Raw genomic sequence first — 15595 nt, 5'->3', positions numbered from 1 at the left:
CGGCTGAGAGAGCCGGGACATTTTCTGTTGGCTGCCGTTCAGGAATCTAGCTGCAGCCGCTCGTGCTGCCACAGCTCATGCACCGGTAGCAGCTGCCGTTCCTCACCATGATCGCTCCGCAGGTGTGGCAGCTCGGCGCGTCACCCATGTCATAGAGTTCCCTCATGGCATCGGCCGCGTGGTAGAGACCGCGGTCTTCGAGCTTCGGCATCGCATCCGCGCCGCTGCTCGCGCTCAGGCCCGGCAAAATTCCACCCTGCGGCGCAGACGTGGCGCCAAAGCCCCGCGTCGATGCATGCTGCTCCGGGCTCAGGCGAGGTTCGCTCTCGACAAAGCCCTCCGGCGAAACAATCCCCTTCACGGGAATCGATGCCGCCGGCTGGCCAAGCCCAGCAAAGAGCGACAACTGCTGCCCCGACAGGAAACGCAGCTGCAGCCAGCGGAAGATGTAATCCATGATCGACTTGGCATAGCCGATCTGTTCGCTCCCCGTCCAGCCTGAAGGCTCAAAGCGCGAGTGCGCGAACTTTTCGCAGAGCACCTTCAGCGGCACGCCATGCTGCAGCGCAAGCGACGTTGCCGTCGCAAAGCTGTCCATCAGCCCGGAGACGGTCGAGCCTTCCTTCGCCATCTTGATGAAGATCTCGCCCGGTTGCCCATTGGGATAGAGTCCTACGGTGATGTAGCCTTCATGCCCCGCAATGGAAAACTTGTGGGTCAGCGATGCGCGCTCCTCGGGCAGACGATGCCGCACCGCGCGCGGCGGAGCATTCAGATCCTGCGCCGAGGGCGTTATCTCCTGCAGCGCATGCAGCGTGCCTGCAAACGCATTGGTTGCGGCGAGGATCGACTTCGCTGAAACCTCCAGCTTCTCGGCCACCTTCGCTTCCAGCGTCTTCAGATCAGCGTCGCTGGCCTTCGCGCCCGTCGCCAGGGCGGCCAGCACGCGATCGGCAGCCGCCGTCGTTGCTTCATCGCCGCTCTTTGAGAAGCCGACAGCCTTTGCGCCCTTGCCGTCGGAGACGTTGAGCGGCTGCGCGCCCTTCGATCCATCGCGATAGATCGCGACCGCCTTCAGCCCAAGCTTCCAGGCCTCAAGATAAGCCTCGGCAACATCTTCGATTGAGCAGTCATGCGGCAGGTTCACCGTCTTCGAAATCGCGCCTGAGAGGAATGGCTGCGCCGCGCCCATCATCCTGATGTGGCCCATGGAGTGGATCGAGCGCGTACCCTTCGACGGCTTGAAAGAGCAGTCGAAGACCGCAAGATGCTCGGCCTTGATGCCCGGCGCGCCTTCGATGGTGCCGGTCGCGTCGATGTAGCTGACAATCGCGTCAACCTCGGCGCTCTTGTACCCCAGCTTGAAGAGCGCCGACGGGACCGTGTTGTTGACGATCTTGATCATGCCGCCCCCGACCAGCTTCTTGTACTTCACCAGCGCCAGGTCAGGCTCGATGCCCGTTGTGTCGCAATCCATCATGAAGCCGATGGTCCCTGTAGGCGCAAGCACCGTTACCTGTGAGTTGCGATAGCCGTGCTTCTCGCCATGCGCGAGAGCCTGGTCCCAGCAATCCTTGCTGGCCGTGATCAACTCATCGAGCTGCGGCGCGACAAAGGGCTCGCTGCTCGTCTTCGACTTGCCGATGTTGTTCACCTCCGCGCGGTGCATGCGGATCACGTCGAGAAACGGCTCGCGGTTGATGTAGAAGCCCGGGCATGCGCCGCCCGTCCGGTCCGCCGTTGCGGTCAGCGGCGTGGCTGAGGCCAGCGCCGGCGCCTTCTCGGCCAGCCGCGAAGACTGCAGATAGGCCTCGCCGCACATGATCGCCGTAAGCGTCGCAGCGAAGTCTCGCCCTGCGTCTGAGTCATAGGGCAGCCCCAGGGACATCAGCAGCGCGCCCAGATTTGCATAGCCAAGCCCCAGCGGGCGATAGTCGTGCGAGTTGCGTGCGATAGCCTCCGTCGGATAGCCCGAGTTATCGACCAGGATATCCATGGCGGTAATCATGATGTCGACCGCATGGCGATAGGCGGCAATATCAAATGTGCCTGCGCCGGTTACAAATTTCAGCAGGTTAAAGCTCGCCAGGTTGCACGCCGAGTTATCGAGGAACATGTACTCCGAGCAGGGATTCGACGCGTTAATGCGGCCGGAGTTCTTCGACGTGTGCCACCGGTTGATCGTCGTGTCGTACTGCATCCCCGGATCGCCGCACTGCCAGGTAGCCTCGGCGATCTTCTTCATGATCTCGCTCGCCTTGTAGGTTTTCACCGGCTTGCCGTCCTTCACCGCGCGCGTTGCAAACTCGCCGTCGCGCTCGAAGGCCCGCATGAACTCGTCGTTCACCCGCACGGAGTTATTGGCATTCTGAAAGAAGATGCTGCTGTAGGCTTCGCTGTCCGGGCCGGAGGAGCCGTCGTAGCCCTCGCGCATCAGCGCCCACGCCTTCGCTTCCTCCTTCATCTTGCACTCGATGAAATCGACGATGTCCGGATGATCGACATTGAGAATCACCATCTTCGCCGCGCGGCGCGTCTTGCCGCCGGACTTGATGACTCCTGCGAAAGCATCGAAGCCGCGCATGAAGCTCAACGGACCGGACGCCGTGCCGCCGCCCGACAGCTGCTCCGAGGAGCCACGCAGCGGCGACAGGTTGGTGCCTGTACCCGAGCCCCACTTGAAGAGCATGCCTTCCGTCTTCGCCAGCGTGAGGATCGAGTCCAGCGAGTCCTCAACCGCATTGATAAAACAGGCCGAGCACTGCGGCTTGCGATAGCCGGTCACTGAGAACTCGACCGCGCAGGTGTGCTGGTTCCAGTGCCAGTTCTGCGCGTCAGAGTTGGGCTCCAGCCGGTCGCAGCCCACGTTAAACCACACCGGCGAGTTGAACGCGACCTTCTGGTTCACCAGCAGGTGCACCAGCTCATCGTGAAAGATCGCCGCGTCCTCAGGCGTTGAGAAATAGCCGTCCGCCATGCCCCAGTCGCGTACCGTCTCTGCCACGCGCGCCACCAGCTGGCGAACGCCCGTCTCCCGCTCCGGCGTATTCAGCTGGCCATGGAGGTACTTGCTGGCGACGATGTTCGTTGCGGTCATCGACCAGTCGGCCGGAACCTCTACGTCCTTCTGCTCAAAGATCGTCTTGCCCGCCGCGTCCGTAATGGCGGCGGTGCGACGCTCCCACTGTACCTCGTCGTACGGGGAGACACCCGCCTGCGAGAAGCGGCGGTTAAAGTGCAGCGCTGCGCGCTTGCTGCCGGCTGCTGAGGCGGCAGATTTCTGAATGGCTTCGGCCATGATTGCTCCTTGCAATAGGTGAGAATGGTTGGCCACAAAAAGGGCGGCCAGCGGGCGTGCCTTCTGCCCGAAAATGATCCGAACGGCGAGTGCTGAAAACGTACTTCAGGGTCGCATGAGAGGCGGTGGAAGTGACTTTCTGCTTCGTCACCGCAAGCGGTAATTTTGATCCGCAGTCGTGAAGGTACCGCTGCCCATAGGGCGCGTCAAGCACAAACCGCAATATCTAGTATTTTAGATGCAGTTACCTACACACTTGCTCCCAATTCGGGAAAACGGCTGTGGAGAACTGCGGGCGGGGGCAAATGGCAAGGCAAGTCACTCTCCTGACGGTACGCTGCATGGCCCTGTGGAGGCAAGGAGCGGGGTCCGGAACGGGTCAGGAAGAGCCTTTTTGGGCGCTGAAAATTGGCCCGCAGGGAGAACAATTATCAGGGGATAATCATTCTCCCGGTGCGGGCCTGGACAGCTTATTTTTGCCTCAAAGCGGGGCTATCAGGAGGCGTCCGACTGCACTGGATAGCCCTTCGCCACCCAGTCCGTATGGAAATTGTGCGGCAGGTTCAGCACCTGGACGCCCTGCATCTTGTGCTTCGCAAGCGCCTCATAGGCCGGGCGGATGTTGGGGCAGTCCTTGAGCGGGCAGCAGCCGCAGTAGAGAACGATCTGCGAGCCGTTGACTGCCTTCGTCATGCGGAGCAGCTCCCGGATGCCCTCAGGCTTGCTGGTCGGCCCAGCCAGCTTTGCGCCGGGAATATGCTTCTCGCGAAAGAGGCTTGGGAAGCCGACACAGAAAATCGCAGGGGCATCGCCGCCTGCGATCAGGTCGCGAAGGGTGCCCGGGCCCAGCAGTGCGTCTGTGGGCCATGGATCCTGCTGAGCCTGTTCGCCTGACTGCGAGAATGCGGAACGGCTGAGAAAAAGCGCGGAAATACCGGTAAAGGCCATATGCCTGATTGCGTCACGACGATCCATCATCTGCTTTTCCCTCAAGTCTGAAGTATCTCAGAAACGTGAAAATGACCTCTGAAAAATTTGACAACTATTGGACGAAACTTTAACGACAGTCGTTTCACGGCGTGGCTAGTGTTGTCTGCGTTAAGGAGGAACACACCATGATGCGTTCCATAGTTCGCACGATAGCTTTCGCCGCAGCCACAGCCAGCGCCACCGCCGCCTTCGCGGCTGACGTGGTCACGGTGGATGTCCCCTTCAACTTCAACTCGCACGGAGTTTCGTACCCCGCCGGCAAGTATGACGTCTCGCTCAACCAGGATCAGACGCTGGTTACCATGGCGAGCAAGATCGACGTCAAAAAGCAATTCGTTTACCTCACCAAGCCCGTCCATGCAAAGGCGGACGGACACATCCTCAAGATCAACTTTGACAATCTGGCCGACGGCTCGCGTGAGCTCAGGACCATCCAGATAAGCGAGCGCGTAACCAGCGTGCTCGACGGACGAGGGAAGCACATGACAGCCGCAGAGGCGCCCTTCACTCTCGTCCGCTAACGATGTTGTACGTAATACCCCTCTGTTTCAGGATCTGTGCTAAGCAATGCTCCGGCGCAGATCCTGCTTTTTTTTGCAGCCAGCCTCAACGCACAGCCGGCGTCAGGTATTCCGGACCAACCGGATCTGTAACCGCACCGCGCACAATTGCATCCATCTCACGCATTGTGTTCTCGTCGATCGTCCAGCCCATGATCTCCTCTACCGCATCCAGCTGCGCGGGCCGCTTTGCGCCCCAGAGCGCAGCGCTGACACCGCGCTGGTCCAGCACCCAGCGCACAGCCAGGTGCAGCACACGCCTGCCATAGCGCTCCTGCGCCAGTTCGTCGAGCTTTGTAACCGCGGCAAAATATTGCGCGTAGCGCGGTGGCTGAAACTTCGGATCGACGCTGCGGATGTCTTTGCTGCTGAACACCTCCTCGAGTGTGAGGCGGCCGCAGAGCAGGCTGCGGCAGAGCGAGCTGTAAGTTAGCACGGTGATGCCCTGCCGATGGCAGTAAGGCAGCACGCTCTCATCTGCGGCCCGCTCGAAGAGGTTGTAGGGAGGCTGATTGAAGTGCAGCGGCGCCACGCTGCCGAAAGCCTCCATCTGCGCTACGGAAAAATTGCTCACGCCGATCGAGCATATCTTGCCCTGCTGCTGAAAGCCGAGCATGAGCGCGGCGGTCTCTTCAATGGCAACGGTGGTATCGGGCCAGTGAACCTGGTAGAGATCGATGTAGTCAGTGGCGAGACGGCGCAGGGAATCCTCAATCTCCCGGCGCAGGCGTGTCGGATCGGAGTTGGCAAAAACGCCACGGCTGTTCCACTCCAGGCCGCACTTGGTGGCAATGTAGAAGTCCTCGCGGCGGCCGTGGTCGCGCATGGCCATGCCGATCAGCTCCTCCGAGCGTCCGTGGCCGTAGATGGGCGCAGTGTCGATGAGGTTGATGCCGCGATCGAGCGCGGCGCGACAGGTGGCAATGGCATCGGCGTCGGAGACATGGCCCCATTCGCCGCCGCCAATGGCCCACGTGCCAAGACCGATGCGGGAGACTCGGGCGTTGTTGAGATTGAAATATTCCATCAACGGCAGAGTACAGCAGAGAGGTTGCAGCGTCGCCTATATCGGTCGCGGGCTAGTCTACAGCTGAATATTCACGAGGCCGGCATCGCCGGGGGTGGTGCGTGAGGTCTGCGGGGCGCGCCAGTGGTCGATGTAGGAGACCTGGTGGACGCAGCTCACAGTGCAGTGTGGGGCGCAGCTCTTCTCCGTCAGGAATTCGCGTTTGAGGTCTTCGCGCGTGTACTCGGCAAGTGGTGTGCCCGGATATCCCCGCTGCTGCGAACAGTAGTGCACCAGTCCGTCTTCGCAGATGTAGAGATACCGTGAACCTGCGCGGCAGCGCCAGTCGTTGGGCTGACCGTTGGCAATGGCCACCTGGAACTGATTGAAGCGGGAGTAGTTCGTCTTCTTCATCCCGCGCATCTCGAAGTAGACGCGACGCTCCTCGCCGCCCAGGGGCTTGAGCTGGCCGTCGCCGTCATGAATGATGCCGATGGTCGAGGTGAAGCCAAGATCGAGCGCGCGGTGGCCGATGGTGAGGGCATCCTGCGGATTCTTGATGCCTCCGCCGACCACGGAGTTGATGTTCACGTGGAAGTCGGCGTGTTCGGCGAGCATCTCAAGCTTTTTGTCGAGCACCTTGAGGCTCTTCTTCGAAATCTCGTCCGGCTGCACGTTATCAATGGAGATCTGCATATGGTCCAGACCCGCCTTGTTGAGGCGCTCGATACGGTCGGGCATGAGCAGATAGCCGTTGGTGATCATGCCGGCGACGCGGCCATGATGGCGGATGCGGGCGATGATCTGATCGAGCTCGGGATGAGTAAGCGGCTCGCCGCCCGAGATGGTGATGATGCTGGTGCCGAGGCGGGCAAGGTGGTCGATGCGGCGAAGCATCTCCTCCACCGGAACGGGCTCTGAAACCTTGTCGTACTCGTTACAGTAGGCGCAGGACAGATTGCAGAAGCGCGCCGGAACAATCTGCGCCATGACCGGATGGCCGGTGGAGGCCAGCGCGTGACCAACCACGGCGAGTTCGCGGGCCTTGCGGTTTGCTGCCTTCAGACGGCGGCTCAGGGACTGTTTCGGGGCAGCGGACATTACTCTATTGATTCAACCACAAGGCTTTGCGAGAAGCGAACGGCTTTGAAGCGAAAGGCTGCGCTCGCGGGTTGAGTGGGAAGTATCCGGCCCTGGCGAGGGTGCAGCTCGCGGGAACGCGATTGCCCGGATACCATCGGTTGATCCGCTCTAACCTCAATTGCTGGAGCTGAACTGGTCCACCGGATAGCTCTCCCGGGACTGTATCGTCGAGAGCATTTCATCCATCGTCTGCAATTCCGCTTCAATGACGGGATCAGCATCCGGGAAGAAGTCAGGCAACTCCAGCGCGCCCCTCTTCTTGGGTTCGCCTGCCAGCAGGTTCAGGGTCTGTTCATGGCGGTTGCGGACGACCACCAGCTGCACCTGCTTGCCGCGGTTGGCGTGCAGCTGCTTGAGCCAGTCGGAGCGGGAGGCGACCGCATCGTTGTTCACGCGGATGATGACGTCACCCGCCTTGAGGCCGGCAGTCGAGGCCGGACTGTTGTCATCCACCGCCTTGACCAGCAATCCTTTATTTCCCTTGACCCCAAAGTATTCGGCGAGTTGGGGGTTGAGCGTGTCCACCTCGACGCCGATGTAGAGCGAGCCCGGCGTGAGCGCGCTGAAGAGGCTGCCGAGATGGGCGGTCGAAGAGCTGAGAAAACCTTCAGGCCCGGAGGCCGGGGCTGGATTCGGTACGCTGAAGTGCTGCGACCAGGCCTGCTGCTCGATCTGCGACTCGTCGGCGAGCTGTACGCTGAGGGTCTGCGACTCGCCCTCGCGGCTGATGACGAGAGTGATCGTCTGGCCCGCTGGCGTCTCGCGCAACATGTGACGCAGCTGCCCAACGCTGTTGATCTGCGTGCCGTTCATCTCGAGGACCACGTCGTGAAGCTGGAGACCGGCCTTGCCTGCAGGCGCATCGCGATCGATGGCGATAATCTCCGCTCCACCGGGCCCCTTGAGATTGAGAGCGGAGGCACGCGCGGTATCGATATCCTGCAGGGCGACGCCGAGATACCCCTGCGAGGAACTGTGGATCAAAGGGATCACATAGACATCCCTGAGCGGCTGCGCGGTGAGAGCGGTTGCCATAACGCCGGTAGCAACAGCAACCAGGACAAGCCTCGAAAAGTGAGTCATTCGGTTGTGCCTTCCAGGGCGCAATCACGGGCGCTCCCAGTCTTTGAGACGTTTCTTAATAGTAAAGGTCAGCGGCGCCAGGACGGATTTTAATGCAAGCCCCGATGCCCCTTCTGATGAGGGCGCATCGGGCCTCAGAAGCTATTGAATCTCAGGCATCTGGCTCAGCACCTGCTGCGAAACCGTGCGAATGTGCGCATTCTCATCCTGCGCGGCGACGGTGTGCAGCACCTCGCGGACGCTGGAGTCGGCCTCAACAGGCGTAAGCAGGCTGACGGCCTCTGACCGGACCTGGGGGTCGTGATCGTTCATGAGCGCTTCGAGAACGGCATCGCGCACATGGGGGTCTTCAGGAATGTAGTGCTCCAGTCCATCGAGCGCCTTGAGCCGGACACTGGGGCTCTTGTCATAGCGGAGGGCAACCATCAGGGCAGTGCGAACGGGGCCGCCTTCGCAGGCGTGGCCCGCGCGGCACTCGTTGGCCAGCAGGTCGACCGAGTTGTCGCTTACTGCCGGGTTGGTGCCATTCTGCATCCCCAGCAGCAGGAGCTCGCGGATGTGCGGGTCATCGAGCGAACCATGCACCGTTTCGGGCACGAGGCGGTTATAGCGGACCTCGACGTTTTCCGAGTTAGGGTCGCGGATGATGCTGCTCACGTTGGCGATCTGCGCCGTCGCCGCCGCGGAAGGCGAGCTGGAGCTGAGAATCAGCCGGGCCTGCTCGGCGTCGTGCGTCTTGAGCCCTGCCCGATACCCTCCATATGCGCCGCCAGCCAGCCCGAGCACGAGCAGGCTCGAGGCCATAACCGGCGCGGAGCTCAGACGGGCTGCCCCGTGGTAAAAGCTCTGCCAGATGCGGATGAGCCAGCCGCTGTGCGGGACGGAATCGAGCGCTTCCTCCAGGCGAAGCCGGGCCCGGGTGACGAGATTCGCCGACGGCTCCTCCACAGGATAGAGCGACATGGCCTTCTGCAGGCCTTCCACGGCGTCGAGCTCGCGCTGGCAGGAGATGCAAAGCGCGAGATGCAGCTCGAGTTCGTGGCGGGCGTCATCGGCCAACTCGCCGTAGACCGCCAGCGCGATATTTTCCTGTGCCTGTTCGCACTTCATAACGTTGATTCCCTATGCCTCTCGAAAATGAATCCATCTCGCCCGGTCTATGTGCCGGTTTGTCTTACCTTCCTTGCTCTAGCGGACCGCCGCGAGGCTGGACCGCAGCTTGCGTGTTGCGCGGAAGAGGGTGTTTTTCGCCGTCTCCTCCGTGGTGTTGAGCATCTCGCCGATGGTGCGCAGCTTGAGCCCCTGGTAGTGCTTCAACTCAAATACCATGCGCTCGCGGGGCGTCAGCTTGCCGAGCGCAGCCTGGATGCTCTCGCCCAGGAACTTGCGGTCGAGCTCGCGGTCAGGGTTCGCCATCGCCCGGTCGTCAGAGACGTTCGAGAGCAGGTCCATCTCGTCGCCTGAGGAATCCAGAATCACGGCCTGGTCTTCGCGCCGCGACTTGCGCCGCCGCATGTGGTCCAGGCACAGGTTGGTGACGATGCGATAAATCCAGGTGTAAAACGAGCACTCGAAGCGGAAGTTGCCCAGATACCGGTAGGCCTTCAGAAAGGCTTCCTGGTGGATATCCTGCGCGTCCTGCTCGGAGCCCAGGATATGCATGGCCAACCGCAACACTGCCTGATCATATTGACGCACGAGCGCGTCAAAGGCTGCGCGGGAACCCTGCTGGGCTTCGCGGATGAGATCGTTCTCCGCGGCGCGGCTGCGAGGATCTGCGGTCACTGCCGAGGATTGTACGCCGCGCGACTGCGGGCGCGGACGGACAACTGTGGGTGAGGTGAAACGTAATGCGTCAGCGGGCATTCTAGTCCAGCTCCAGAAGCAAGCGATCACTATGCTCTTATACGACGTTTGCCGGGCCGTTTGGTTAGCAGGGCTAATACAGAGGTTCTGTATTGACTCTTTGTTGTGTTTACGCAACAATACTTTAGCTTGAACAACATCGGCTCCAACCCGGCAAGTGGCATTCATAACCGGATTGCCGTGCTACGTACCGAACGCGGACTGAGCCGGCAGGAGTTGGCCGAGGCTATAGGCGTGAACTACCAGACCATTGGCTTTCTGGAGCGGGGCGACTACAGCCCAAGCTTGAAGCTGGCCTTCGACCTCAGCCGCTACTTCCGGTTGCCGGTCGAGGCTATCTTTTCTCCCCAGCCGTTTCAACCCTTGAGTGAGCAGGTATACAGGATCGAGCAGAGAAAGGCAGGTGGCCCTGATGATCAGCAATGAGAATTGGCTCGGGATAAGACTCGAAACGCAGCGGCAGCGCAGGATGCTGGTCTGCGGCTACTACAGCTTCATGATGCTGATTGAAGAGGTAGATGAACCATCCCTTTAGAATTTGCGTTTCTGTGGCCGCACCATCGAGTGGCGGAAGAGATGGGCGCGCGACTGGGAGCAGGTGCGCTACTGCAGCGATGCATGCCGAAGTGTGAAGGTGAAGCCTTCCGATGGCGAACTGGAGAGCGCGCGATTCTTGAACTTCTCAGGGAGCGCGGCGCAGAGAAGACAATCTGCCCCTCGGAGGCGGCGCGGCGCGTGGCCCCCGACAACTGGGAGCCGCTGATGCAGCAGGCGCGGGCGGCGGCGCGACGGCTGGCCGCAGCCGGGGAGATCGTCGTGATGCAGGGCGGCCAGCGGGTCGATCCGTCTCGGGCCAAAGGGCCGATTCGACTGAAGAAGGTGTGAGGAGGCACGACGGGATGGATGCCGATAGTCTGCGCGAGCTTCTGCTGAAGCTGCCGCACGTGGAAGAGACGATGCAGTGGGGCGCGAACCTTGTCTTCTGGGTGGGCGATAAGGCCATCGGCGGCAAGATGTTTGCGGTCGCGAATCTGGACGAAGATGGCGGACCGGTTGTCTCTTTTCCCGCGGGGCAGGAGCGCTATGCGGAACTGGTCGAGATCGACGGCGTTGTGCCTGCACCCTATTTCGCTCGCATCTACTGGGTCGCCCTCACGCAGTGGAATGCGCTGCCCGTGCGCGAACTGCAGGAGCTGCTGACGCAGGCTCACGAAAGCGTCTATGCCCGGCTGCCGAAGCGCACCAGGGAGGCGCTCGCGCTTCCGGCTTGGGAGCGGAAGCGATTGATCAGCGAGCGGCGCAAGCAGCTTGCAGCCAAGATGAAGCCGAAGACAAGTTGAAGCGAACCAGCGGCTGGTCCCCTTCCGCTGGTTTTCTTCAACTCCAGTAGCTGCGGTCGAGGGTTCGGTACTGAATGGCCTCAGCGATGTGGGCAACGGTGACCGCCGGAGCAGCTTCGAGATCGGCGATAGTTCTCGCGACCTTGAGGATGCGGTCGTGCGCGCGCGCGGTGAGTCCCTGCTGCTGCATTGCGCGCTCCAGCAGCTTCTCCGCGTCAGCGCTCAACTCGCAGAAGGTGCGAATCTGGCGCGTGCCCATCTGCGCATTCGAGTGCGTGGGCGAGGCAGCCTTGGCGAAGCGCTGCTTCTGGATCGCGCGCGCGGCGAGCACCCGCGCACGGATGTTCGCCGAGCTCTCACTCGCCGCACCCGAACGCAGCTCGCGATACTGCACCGCGGGCACCTCGATATGAATATCGATGCGGTCGAGCAGCGGGCCGGACACCTTCGACACATAGCGCTGGATCATGGGCGGAGTGCAGAGGCACTCGCGCGACTTGTCGTTGAAGTAGCCGCAGGGGCATGGGTTCATCGCAGCAGCGAGCATGAAGCGCGCCGGAAAACTGAGCGACATGGCCGCGCGCGCAATGACCACGCTGCCGTCTTCGAGCGGCTGGCGCATTACCTCAAGCACGTTGCGGGGAAACTCCGGCAGCTCATCGAGAAAGAGCACGCCGTTGTGCGCCAGAGAGACTTCTCCCGGTCGTGGAACTGCACCACCACCGATAAGTCCTGCATCAGAGATAGTGTGGTGCGGCGAGCGAAAGGGCCGCTGCGTCACCAGGCCCGTCTCGCCGTCGAGAACGCCGGCGACGGAGTGGATCTTCGTTGTCTCCAGCGCCTCTGCAAACGCCAGCGGCGCAAGAATCGTGGGCAGCCGCTTGGCAAGCATGGTCTTGCCGGAGCCGGGCGGTCCTATCATCAGAATGTTGTGGCCGCCGGCGGCCGCGACCTCGAGCGCTCGCTTGGCGGTCTGCTGTCCGCGCACGTCGGCGAAGTCCACGTGGAAGCTCTGCTGCTCGGCGAGCAGCTCACCCGTATCGACGCGGCAGGGCTGCGCATGGATGCCGCCATTGGCAGCGGAGTTGAGAAGTTCGCGCACCTGGTTGAGCGTAGTGACGGGATAGACATCGACTCCCTCGACGACAGCAGCTTCGCGGGCGTTGGCAGCAGGAATCACAAGGTTCCTGATGCCGCGCTCGCGCGCAGCAACGGCGACAGGCAGCATTCCTGGAACGGCGCGGAGGCTGCCGTCGAGGCCGAGTTCGCCGACCAGCATAAAGCTGCTGAGGTCCCGCAGATGGAGCGCGCCATAAGCGCCGAGAATGCCGATGGCGATGGGCAGGTCGAAGCCCGAGCCTTCTTTCTTGATATCTGCCGGAGCGAGGTTGATAGTGATGTGCGTCGGCGGAATATCGAAACCCGAGTTCTTGATCGCGGCGCGTACGCGATCGCGACTCTCGCGAACAGCTGCATCGGGAAGACCTACGGTATGGAAGCGGTCTTCGGTAGTTTTGACGCCGGAGAAGTCGACCTCGACGTCGATGATGTTTGCATCGATCCCGTAGACAGCAGCGCTGAGTGCCTTGAAGAGCATAGGATAGTCTGTTTGGTTTAAGTGCTCGGAGTATAGCACCCGGAGGCAGGACAAAAGCGTGAAAACCAGTTTCTTCGATCTGTTCAAGATCGGCGTCGGCCCATCAAGCTCGCACACCATGGGGCCCATGCGCGCAGCGCGGCAGTTTGCAATGTGGCTCAAAGAGAACCAGCTGCTGGAGCAGACGGCGAGGGTGCGTGCGGAGCTCTATGGTTCGCTGGCGCTGACCGGCGTAGGCCACGGAACGGATCGCGCGTTGCTGCTCGGGCTCTGCGGAGAAGAGGCCGCAACCCTCGACCCTGCAACCATCGAAGCGAAGCTCGCCACGATCCGGCAGAGCAGGATGCTCTCCCTGATGGGGCAAACGCCGATCAAGTTTCACGAGCCAGTGGATCTGCTCTTTCTGCGCGAGCAGATGTTTCCTCCGGGCGCGAAGACGGAGCACCCCAACGGCGTGCGCTTCATAGCTCTCGACGCCGCAGGCAAGACGCTGATGGCAAAGACATATTTTTCCATCGGAGGCGGCTTCATCATCGAGGATGGAGACGATCCGTCTGCAGCCTTTGCCACGAATGCGGTTGCGCTTCCCTTTCCGTTTCGCAGCGCCGCCGAGATGCTGACAATGGCAGACGAGGCGGGCCTTGCCATCTGGGAGTTGATGTTGGCGAACGAGTGCATCAACCGGCGCGAGGCTGAGGTGCGCACGGGCGTGATGCATATCTGGCAAGTGATGAACGGATGCATCGAGCGCGGCATGGTTACGGAAGGCATTCTGCCGGGCGGGTTGAACGTGCGGCGGCGCGCGGCGCGACTGGCGCAGCGCCTGCATGCTAAAGGCGCAGAAGGCCAGGGCAGCGGCGATCCGCTGGCGCCACTCGACTGGGTAACCGTCTTTGCGATGGCCGTCAATGAAGAGAATGCCGCAGGTGGCCGCGTGGTGACTGCACCCACCAACGGCGCGGCAGGCGTGGTGCCCGCGGTGGCTCGCTACTATCGCGACTTCATCTCGGGAGCAGACGATGCCGGCCTGCTGCGATACTTTCTCACCTCAGCCGCCATCGGCGTGCTCTACAAGGAGAACGCCTCGATCAGCGGCGCGGAGGTAGGATGCCAGGGTGAAGTTGGCGTGGCGTGCTCGATGGCAGCCGGTGGCCTCGCCGCGGCGCTCGGCGCCACGAACGCGCAGGTGGAGCATGCCGCGGAGATCGGCATGGAACACAATCTGGGAATGACCTGCGATCCGATTGGCGGCCTCGTGCAGATTCCCTGCATCGAGCGCAACGCGATGGGCGCGGTGAAGGCGGTCCACGCGTGCCGCATCGCGATGAATGAAACCGAGGGACACAAGCTCTCGCTCGATCAGGTCATCAAGACGATGTATCTCACAGGACTCGACATGCAGTCGCGCTACAAGGAGACGTCGCTCGCGGGGCTCGCGCTCAATGTAATCGAGTGCTAAGACCCCGCGGCTGACTAACGCTCGATTGCCATCGCTACTGAGTTGCCTCCGCCGAGGCAGAGAGCAGCGACACCGCGATGCGCATCGCGGCGGATCATCTCATAGAGCAGCGTGATGAGCACGCGTGCACCGCTGGCGCCGATGGGATGACCGATGGCCACCGCTCCGCCGTTGACGTTGACCTTTTCCAGCGGAATGCCGAGCTCGCGAGTCACGGCAAGAGCCTGCACGGCAAAAGCTTCGTTGAGCTCGTAAAGCTCCACGGAGTCCGTCGTCCATCCTGCGCGGGAGAGAACCTTCTGCACGCCGGTGACCGGCGCCATCATGACCCATGCAGGATCTACGCCGCTGGTGGCCTGTGCGCGGATGCGAGCCAGCGGCTGCAGGCCGAGCGCCTTGGCCCTCGCTGCAGACATGAGGACGAGCGCAGCGGCTGCGTCGTTAACTCCCGGCGCATTGCCCGCGGTTACCGTGCCGTCTTTTTTGAAGGCAGGTTTGAGAGCGCGCAGCGCTTCCAGGCTCGCGTCTTCGCGAACCGATTCATCGCGGCTGAAGATGGTCGGCGACTGTCCTTTTTTCTTCGCGGCGATTTCAACCGGAACGATCTCCGCTTCGAAGCGGCCATCCCTCTGCGCCGCGGTTGCTTTGCGATGCGAGTCCAGCGCGTACTCATCCTGCTCTTCGCGCGTGATGCTGTACTTCTCCGCGACGTTCTCCGCGGTGATGCCCATGTGGTAGTCGTTGAAGGCGTCCCACAAGCCGTCATGCACCATCGAATCAACAACCACGGAGTTGCCCAGTCGGAAGCCGCTGCGGCCCTGCGGCAGCAGATAGGGCGCGTTGGTCATCGACTCCATTCCACCGGCGACGACAACTTCAGAGTTGCCGGTCTGGATGGCCTGAGCCGCGAGCGCCACGGCTTTCAATCCTGAACCGCAAACTTTGTTGATGGTCAGCGCGCTCACCGCAGGCAGCAGCCCTCCGTGCAACGCTGCCTGACGCGCAGGGTTCTGGCCGAGCCCGGCGGAAACAACATTGCCGAGAATGCACTCATCCACCTGCGCGGGATCGAGCCGGGCGCGTCCGACTGCTTCACGAACAGCGATAGCGCCGAGCTGCGTTGCCGACAGCGGCGACAGAGTTCCTTGAAATTTTCCCACCGGCGTGCGCGCCGCAGAGACGATGACTACCTCTTCCATTTGTTACCTCGGTTTCCTCTTCCGAACCGATGAAGATACCAAGCTGCACGCGCG

General features: G+C 61.7%; 16 protein-coding genes. 7 read left to right on the top strand and 9 right to left on the bottom strand.

Going from position 1 to position 15595, the window contains the following annotated elements:
• Nucleotides 1-46 precede the first annotated feature (46 nt).
• Both C7378_RS00705 and C7378_RS00700 read right to left on the bottom strand, forming a co-directional pair.
• Entirely contained in the window at nucleotides 47-3298 is a 3252-nt protein-coding gene (locus C7378_RS00705) for a vitamin B12-dependent ribonucleotide reductase (RefSeq protein ID WP_131990718.1), read from the bottom strand.
• A gap of 495 nt (nucleotides 3299-3793) precedes the next feature.
• Entirely contained in the window at nucleotides 3794-4276 is a 483-nt protein-coding gene (locus C7378_RS00700) for a rhodanese-like domain-containing protein (protein WP_207901280.1), read from the bottom strand.
• Between the two features lie 137 nt (nucleotides 4277-4413).
• Between C7378_RS00700 and C7378_RS00695 the strand changes: the two genes are divergently transcribed.
• Nucleotides 4414-4809: a hypothetical protein gene (locus C7378_RS00695; protein WP_131990716.1), complete on the top strand. Its 396-nt coding sequence runs from the start codon at nucleotides 4414-4416 to the stop codon at nucleotides 4807-4809.
• An 85-nt stretch (nucleotides 4810-4894) separates the two neighbouring features.
• On the opposite strand, the gene C7378_RS00690 is transcribed toward C7378_RS00695, so the two are convergent.
• The 5 genes from C7378_RS00690 to C7378_RS00670 all read right to left on the bottom strand — a co-directional run bounded on the left by C7378_RS00690 (nucleotide 4895) and on the right by C7378_RS00670 (nucleotide 9946).
• Nucleotides 4895-5875, bottom strand: a complete 981-nt coding sequence (locus C7378_RS00690) for an aldo/keto reductase (RefSeq protein WP_131990714.1) — start codon at nucleotides 5873-5875, stop codon at nucleotides 4895-4897.
• A gap of 57 nt (nucleotides 5876-5932) precedes the next feature.
• Entirely contained in the window at nucleotides 5933-6955 is a 1023-nt protein-coding gene (locus tag C7378_RS00685) for a radical SAM protein (protein ID WP_131990712.1), read from the bottom strand.
• 156 nt (nucleotides 6956-7111) lie between these two features.
• A complete protein-coding gene (locus C7378_RS00680; RefSeq protein WP_131990710.1) occupies nucleotides 7112-8080 on the bottom strand; it encodes a PDZ domain-containing protein in 969 nt (322 codons plus the stop codon).
• Between the two features lie 141 nt (nucleotides 8081-8221).
• Nucleotides 8222-9190 (bottom strand): anti-sigma factor family protein, encoded by a 969-nt coding sequence (locus C7378_RS00675; protein WP_131990708.1) that lies wholly within the window; start codon nucleotides 9188-9190, stop codon nucleotides 8222-8224.
• 78 nt (nucleotides 9191-9268) lie between these two features.
• Nucleotides 9269-9946 carry an RNA polymerase sigma factor gene (locus C7378_RS00670; RefSeq protein WP_131990706.1) on the bottom strand — a complete coding sequence of 226 codons (678 nt, stop codon included), beginning with the start codon at nucleotides 9944-9946 and terminating at the stop codon, nucleotides 9269-9271.
• A gap of 129 nt (nucleotides 9947-10075) precedes the next feature.
• Between C7378_RS00670 and C7378_RS00665 the strand changes: the two genes are divergently transcribed.
• Genes C7378_RS00665 through C7378_RS00655 form a run of 5 tightly spaced genes read left to right on the top strand, consistent with a single transcriptional unit; the run spans nucleotide 10076 to nucleotide 11286 of the window.
• A complete protein-coding gene (locus C7378_RS00665; RefSeq protein WP_243647966.1) occupies nucleotides 10076-10372 on the top strand; it encodes a helix-turn-helix transcriptional regulator in 297 nt (98 codons plus the stop codon).
• The gene (locus C7378_RS18030; protein WP_279388562.1) at nucleotides 10359-10481 is read left to right on the top strand and encodes a hypothetical protein; all 123 of its coding nucleotides are present in this window, start codon (nucleotides 10359-10361) and stop codon (nucleotides 10479-10481) included. Before C7378_RS00665 ends, C7378_RS18030 begins: the two co-directional genes overlap by 14 nt.
• Before the next feature lie 3 nt (nucleotides 10482-10484).
• Entirely contained in the window at nucleotides 10485-10709 is a 225-nt protein-coding gene (locus tag C7378_RS17890) for a DUF2256 domain-containing protein (protein WP_243647965.1), read from the top strand.
• Nucleotides 10616-10831: a DUF3253 domain-containing protein gene (locus tag C7378_RS17885; protein WP_243648079.1), complete on the top strand. Its 216-nt coding sequence runs from the start codon at nucleotides 10616-10618 to the stop codon at nucleotides 10829-10831. The genes C7378_RS17890 and C7378_RS17885 overlap by 94 nt, the downstream gene beginning before the upstream one ends.
• 14 nt (nucleotides 10832-10845) lie before the next feature.
• Nucleotides 10846-11286 (top strand): MmcQ/YjbR family DNA-binding protein, encoded by a 441-nt coding sequence (locus C7378_RS00655; protein ID WP_131990703.1) that lies wholly within the window; start codon nucleotides 10846-10848, stop codon nucleotides 11284-11286.
• A 37-nt stretch (nucleotides 11287-11323) separates the two neighbouring features.
• Here the strand turns inward: C7378_RS00655 and C7378_RS00650 are convergent, their stop codons facing one another.
• Nucleotides 11324-12883 carry a YifB family Mg chelatase-like AAA ATPase gene (locus C7378_RS00650; protein ID WP_131990701.1) on the bottom strand — a complete coding sequence of 520 codons (1560 nt, stop codon included), beginning with the start codon at nucleotides 12881-12883 and terminating at the stop codon, nucleotides 11324-11326.
• A 58-nt stretch (nucleotides 12884-12941) separates the two neighbouring features.
• Between C7378_RS00650 and C7378_RS00645 the strand changes: the two genes are divergently transcribed.
• Complete coding sequence (locus C7378_RS00645; protein WP_131990699.1) at nucleotides 12942-14342, top strand: L-serine ammonia-lyase; 1401 nt, start codon at nucleotides 12942-12944, stop codon at nucleotides 14340-14342.
• Between the two features lie 14 nt (nucleotides 14343-14356).
• On the opposite strand, the gene C7378_RS00640 is transcribed toward C7378_RS00645, so the two are convergent.
• Complete coding sequence (locus C7378_RS00640) at nucleotides 14357-15541, bottom strand: acetyl-CoA C-acetyltransferase (protein WP_131990697.1); 1185 nt, start codon at nucleotides 15539-15541, stop codon at nucleotides 14357-14359.
• Nucleotides 15542-15595: the final 54 nt, after the last annotated feature.

The organism is Acidipila rosea (genome assembly GCF_004339725.1).
Taxonomy (GTDB): Bacteria; Acidobacteriota; Terriglobia; order Terriglobales; family Acidobacteriaceae; genus Acidipila; species Acidipila rosea.
The sequence above is the reverse complement of the archived record's forward strand: the minus strand, read 5'-3'. Positions and strand labels throughout refer to the sequence as shown.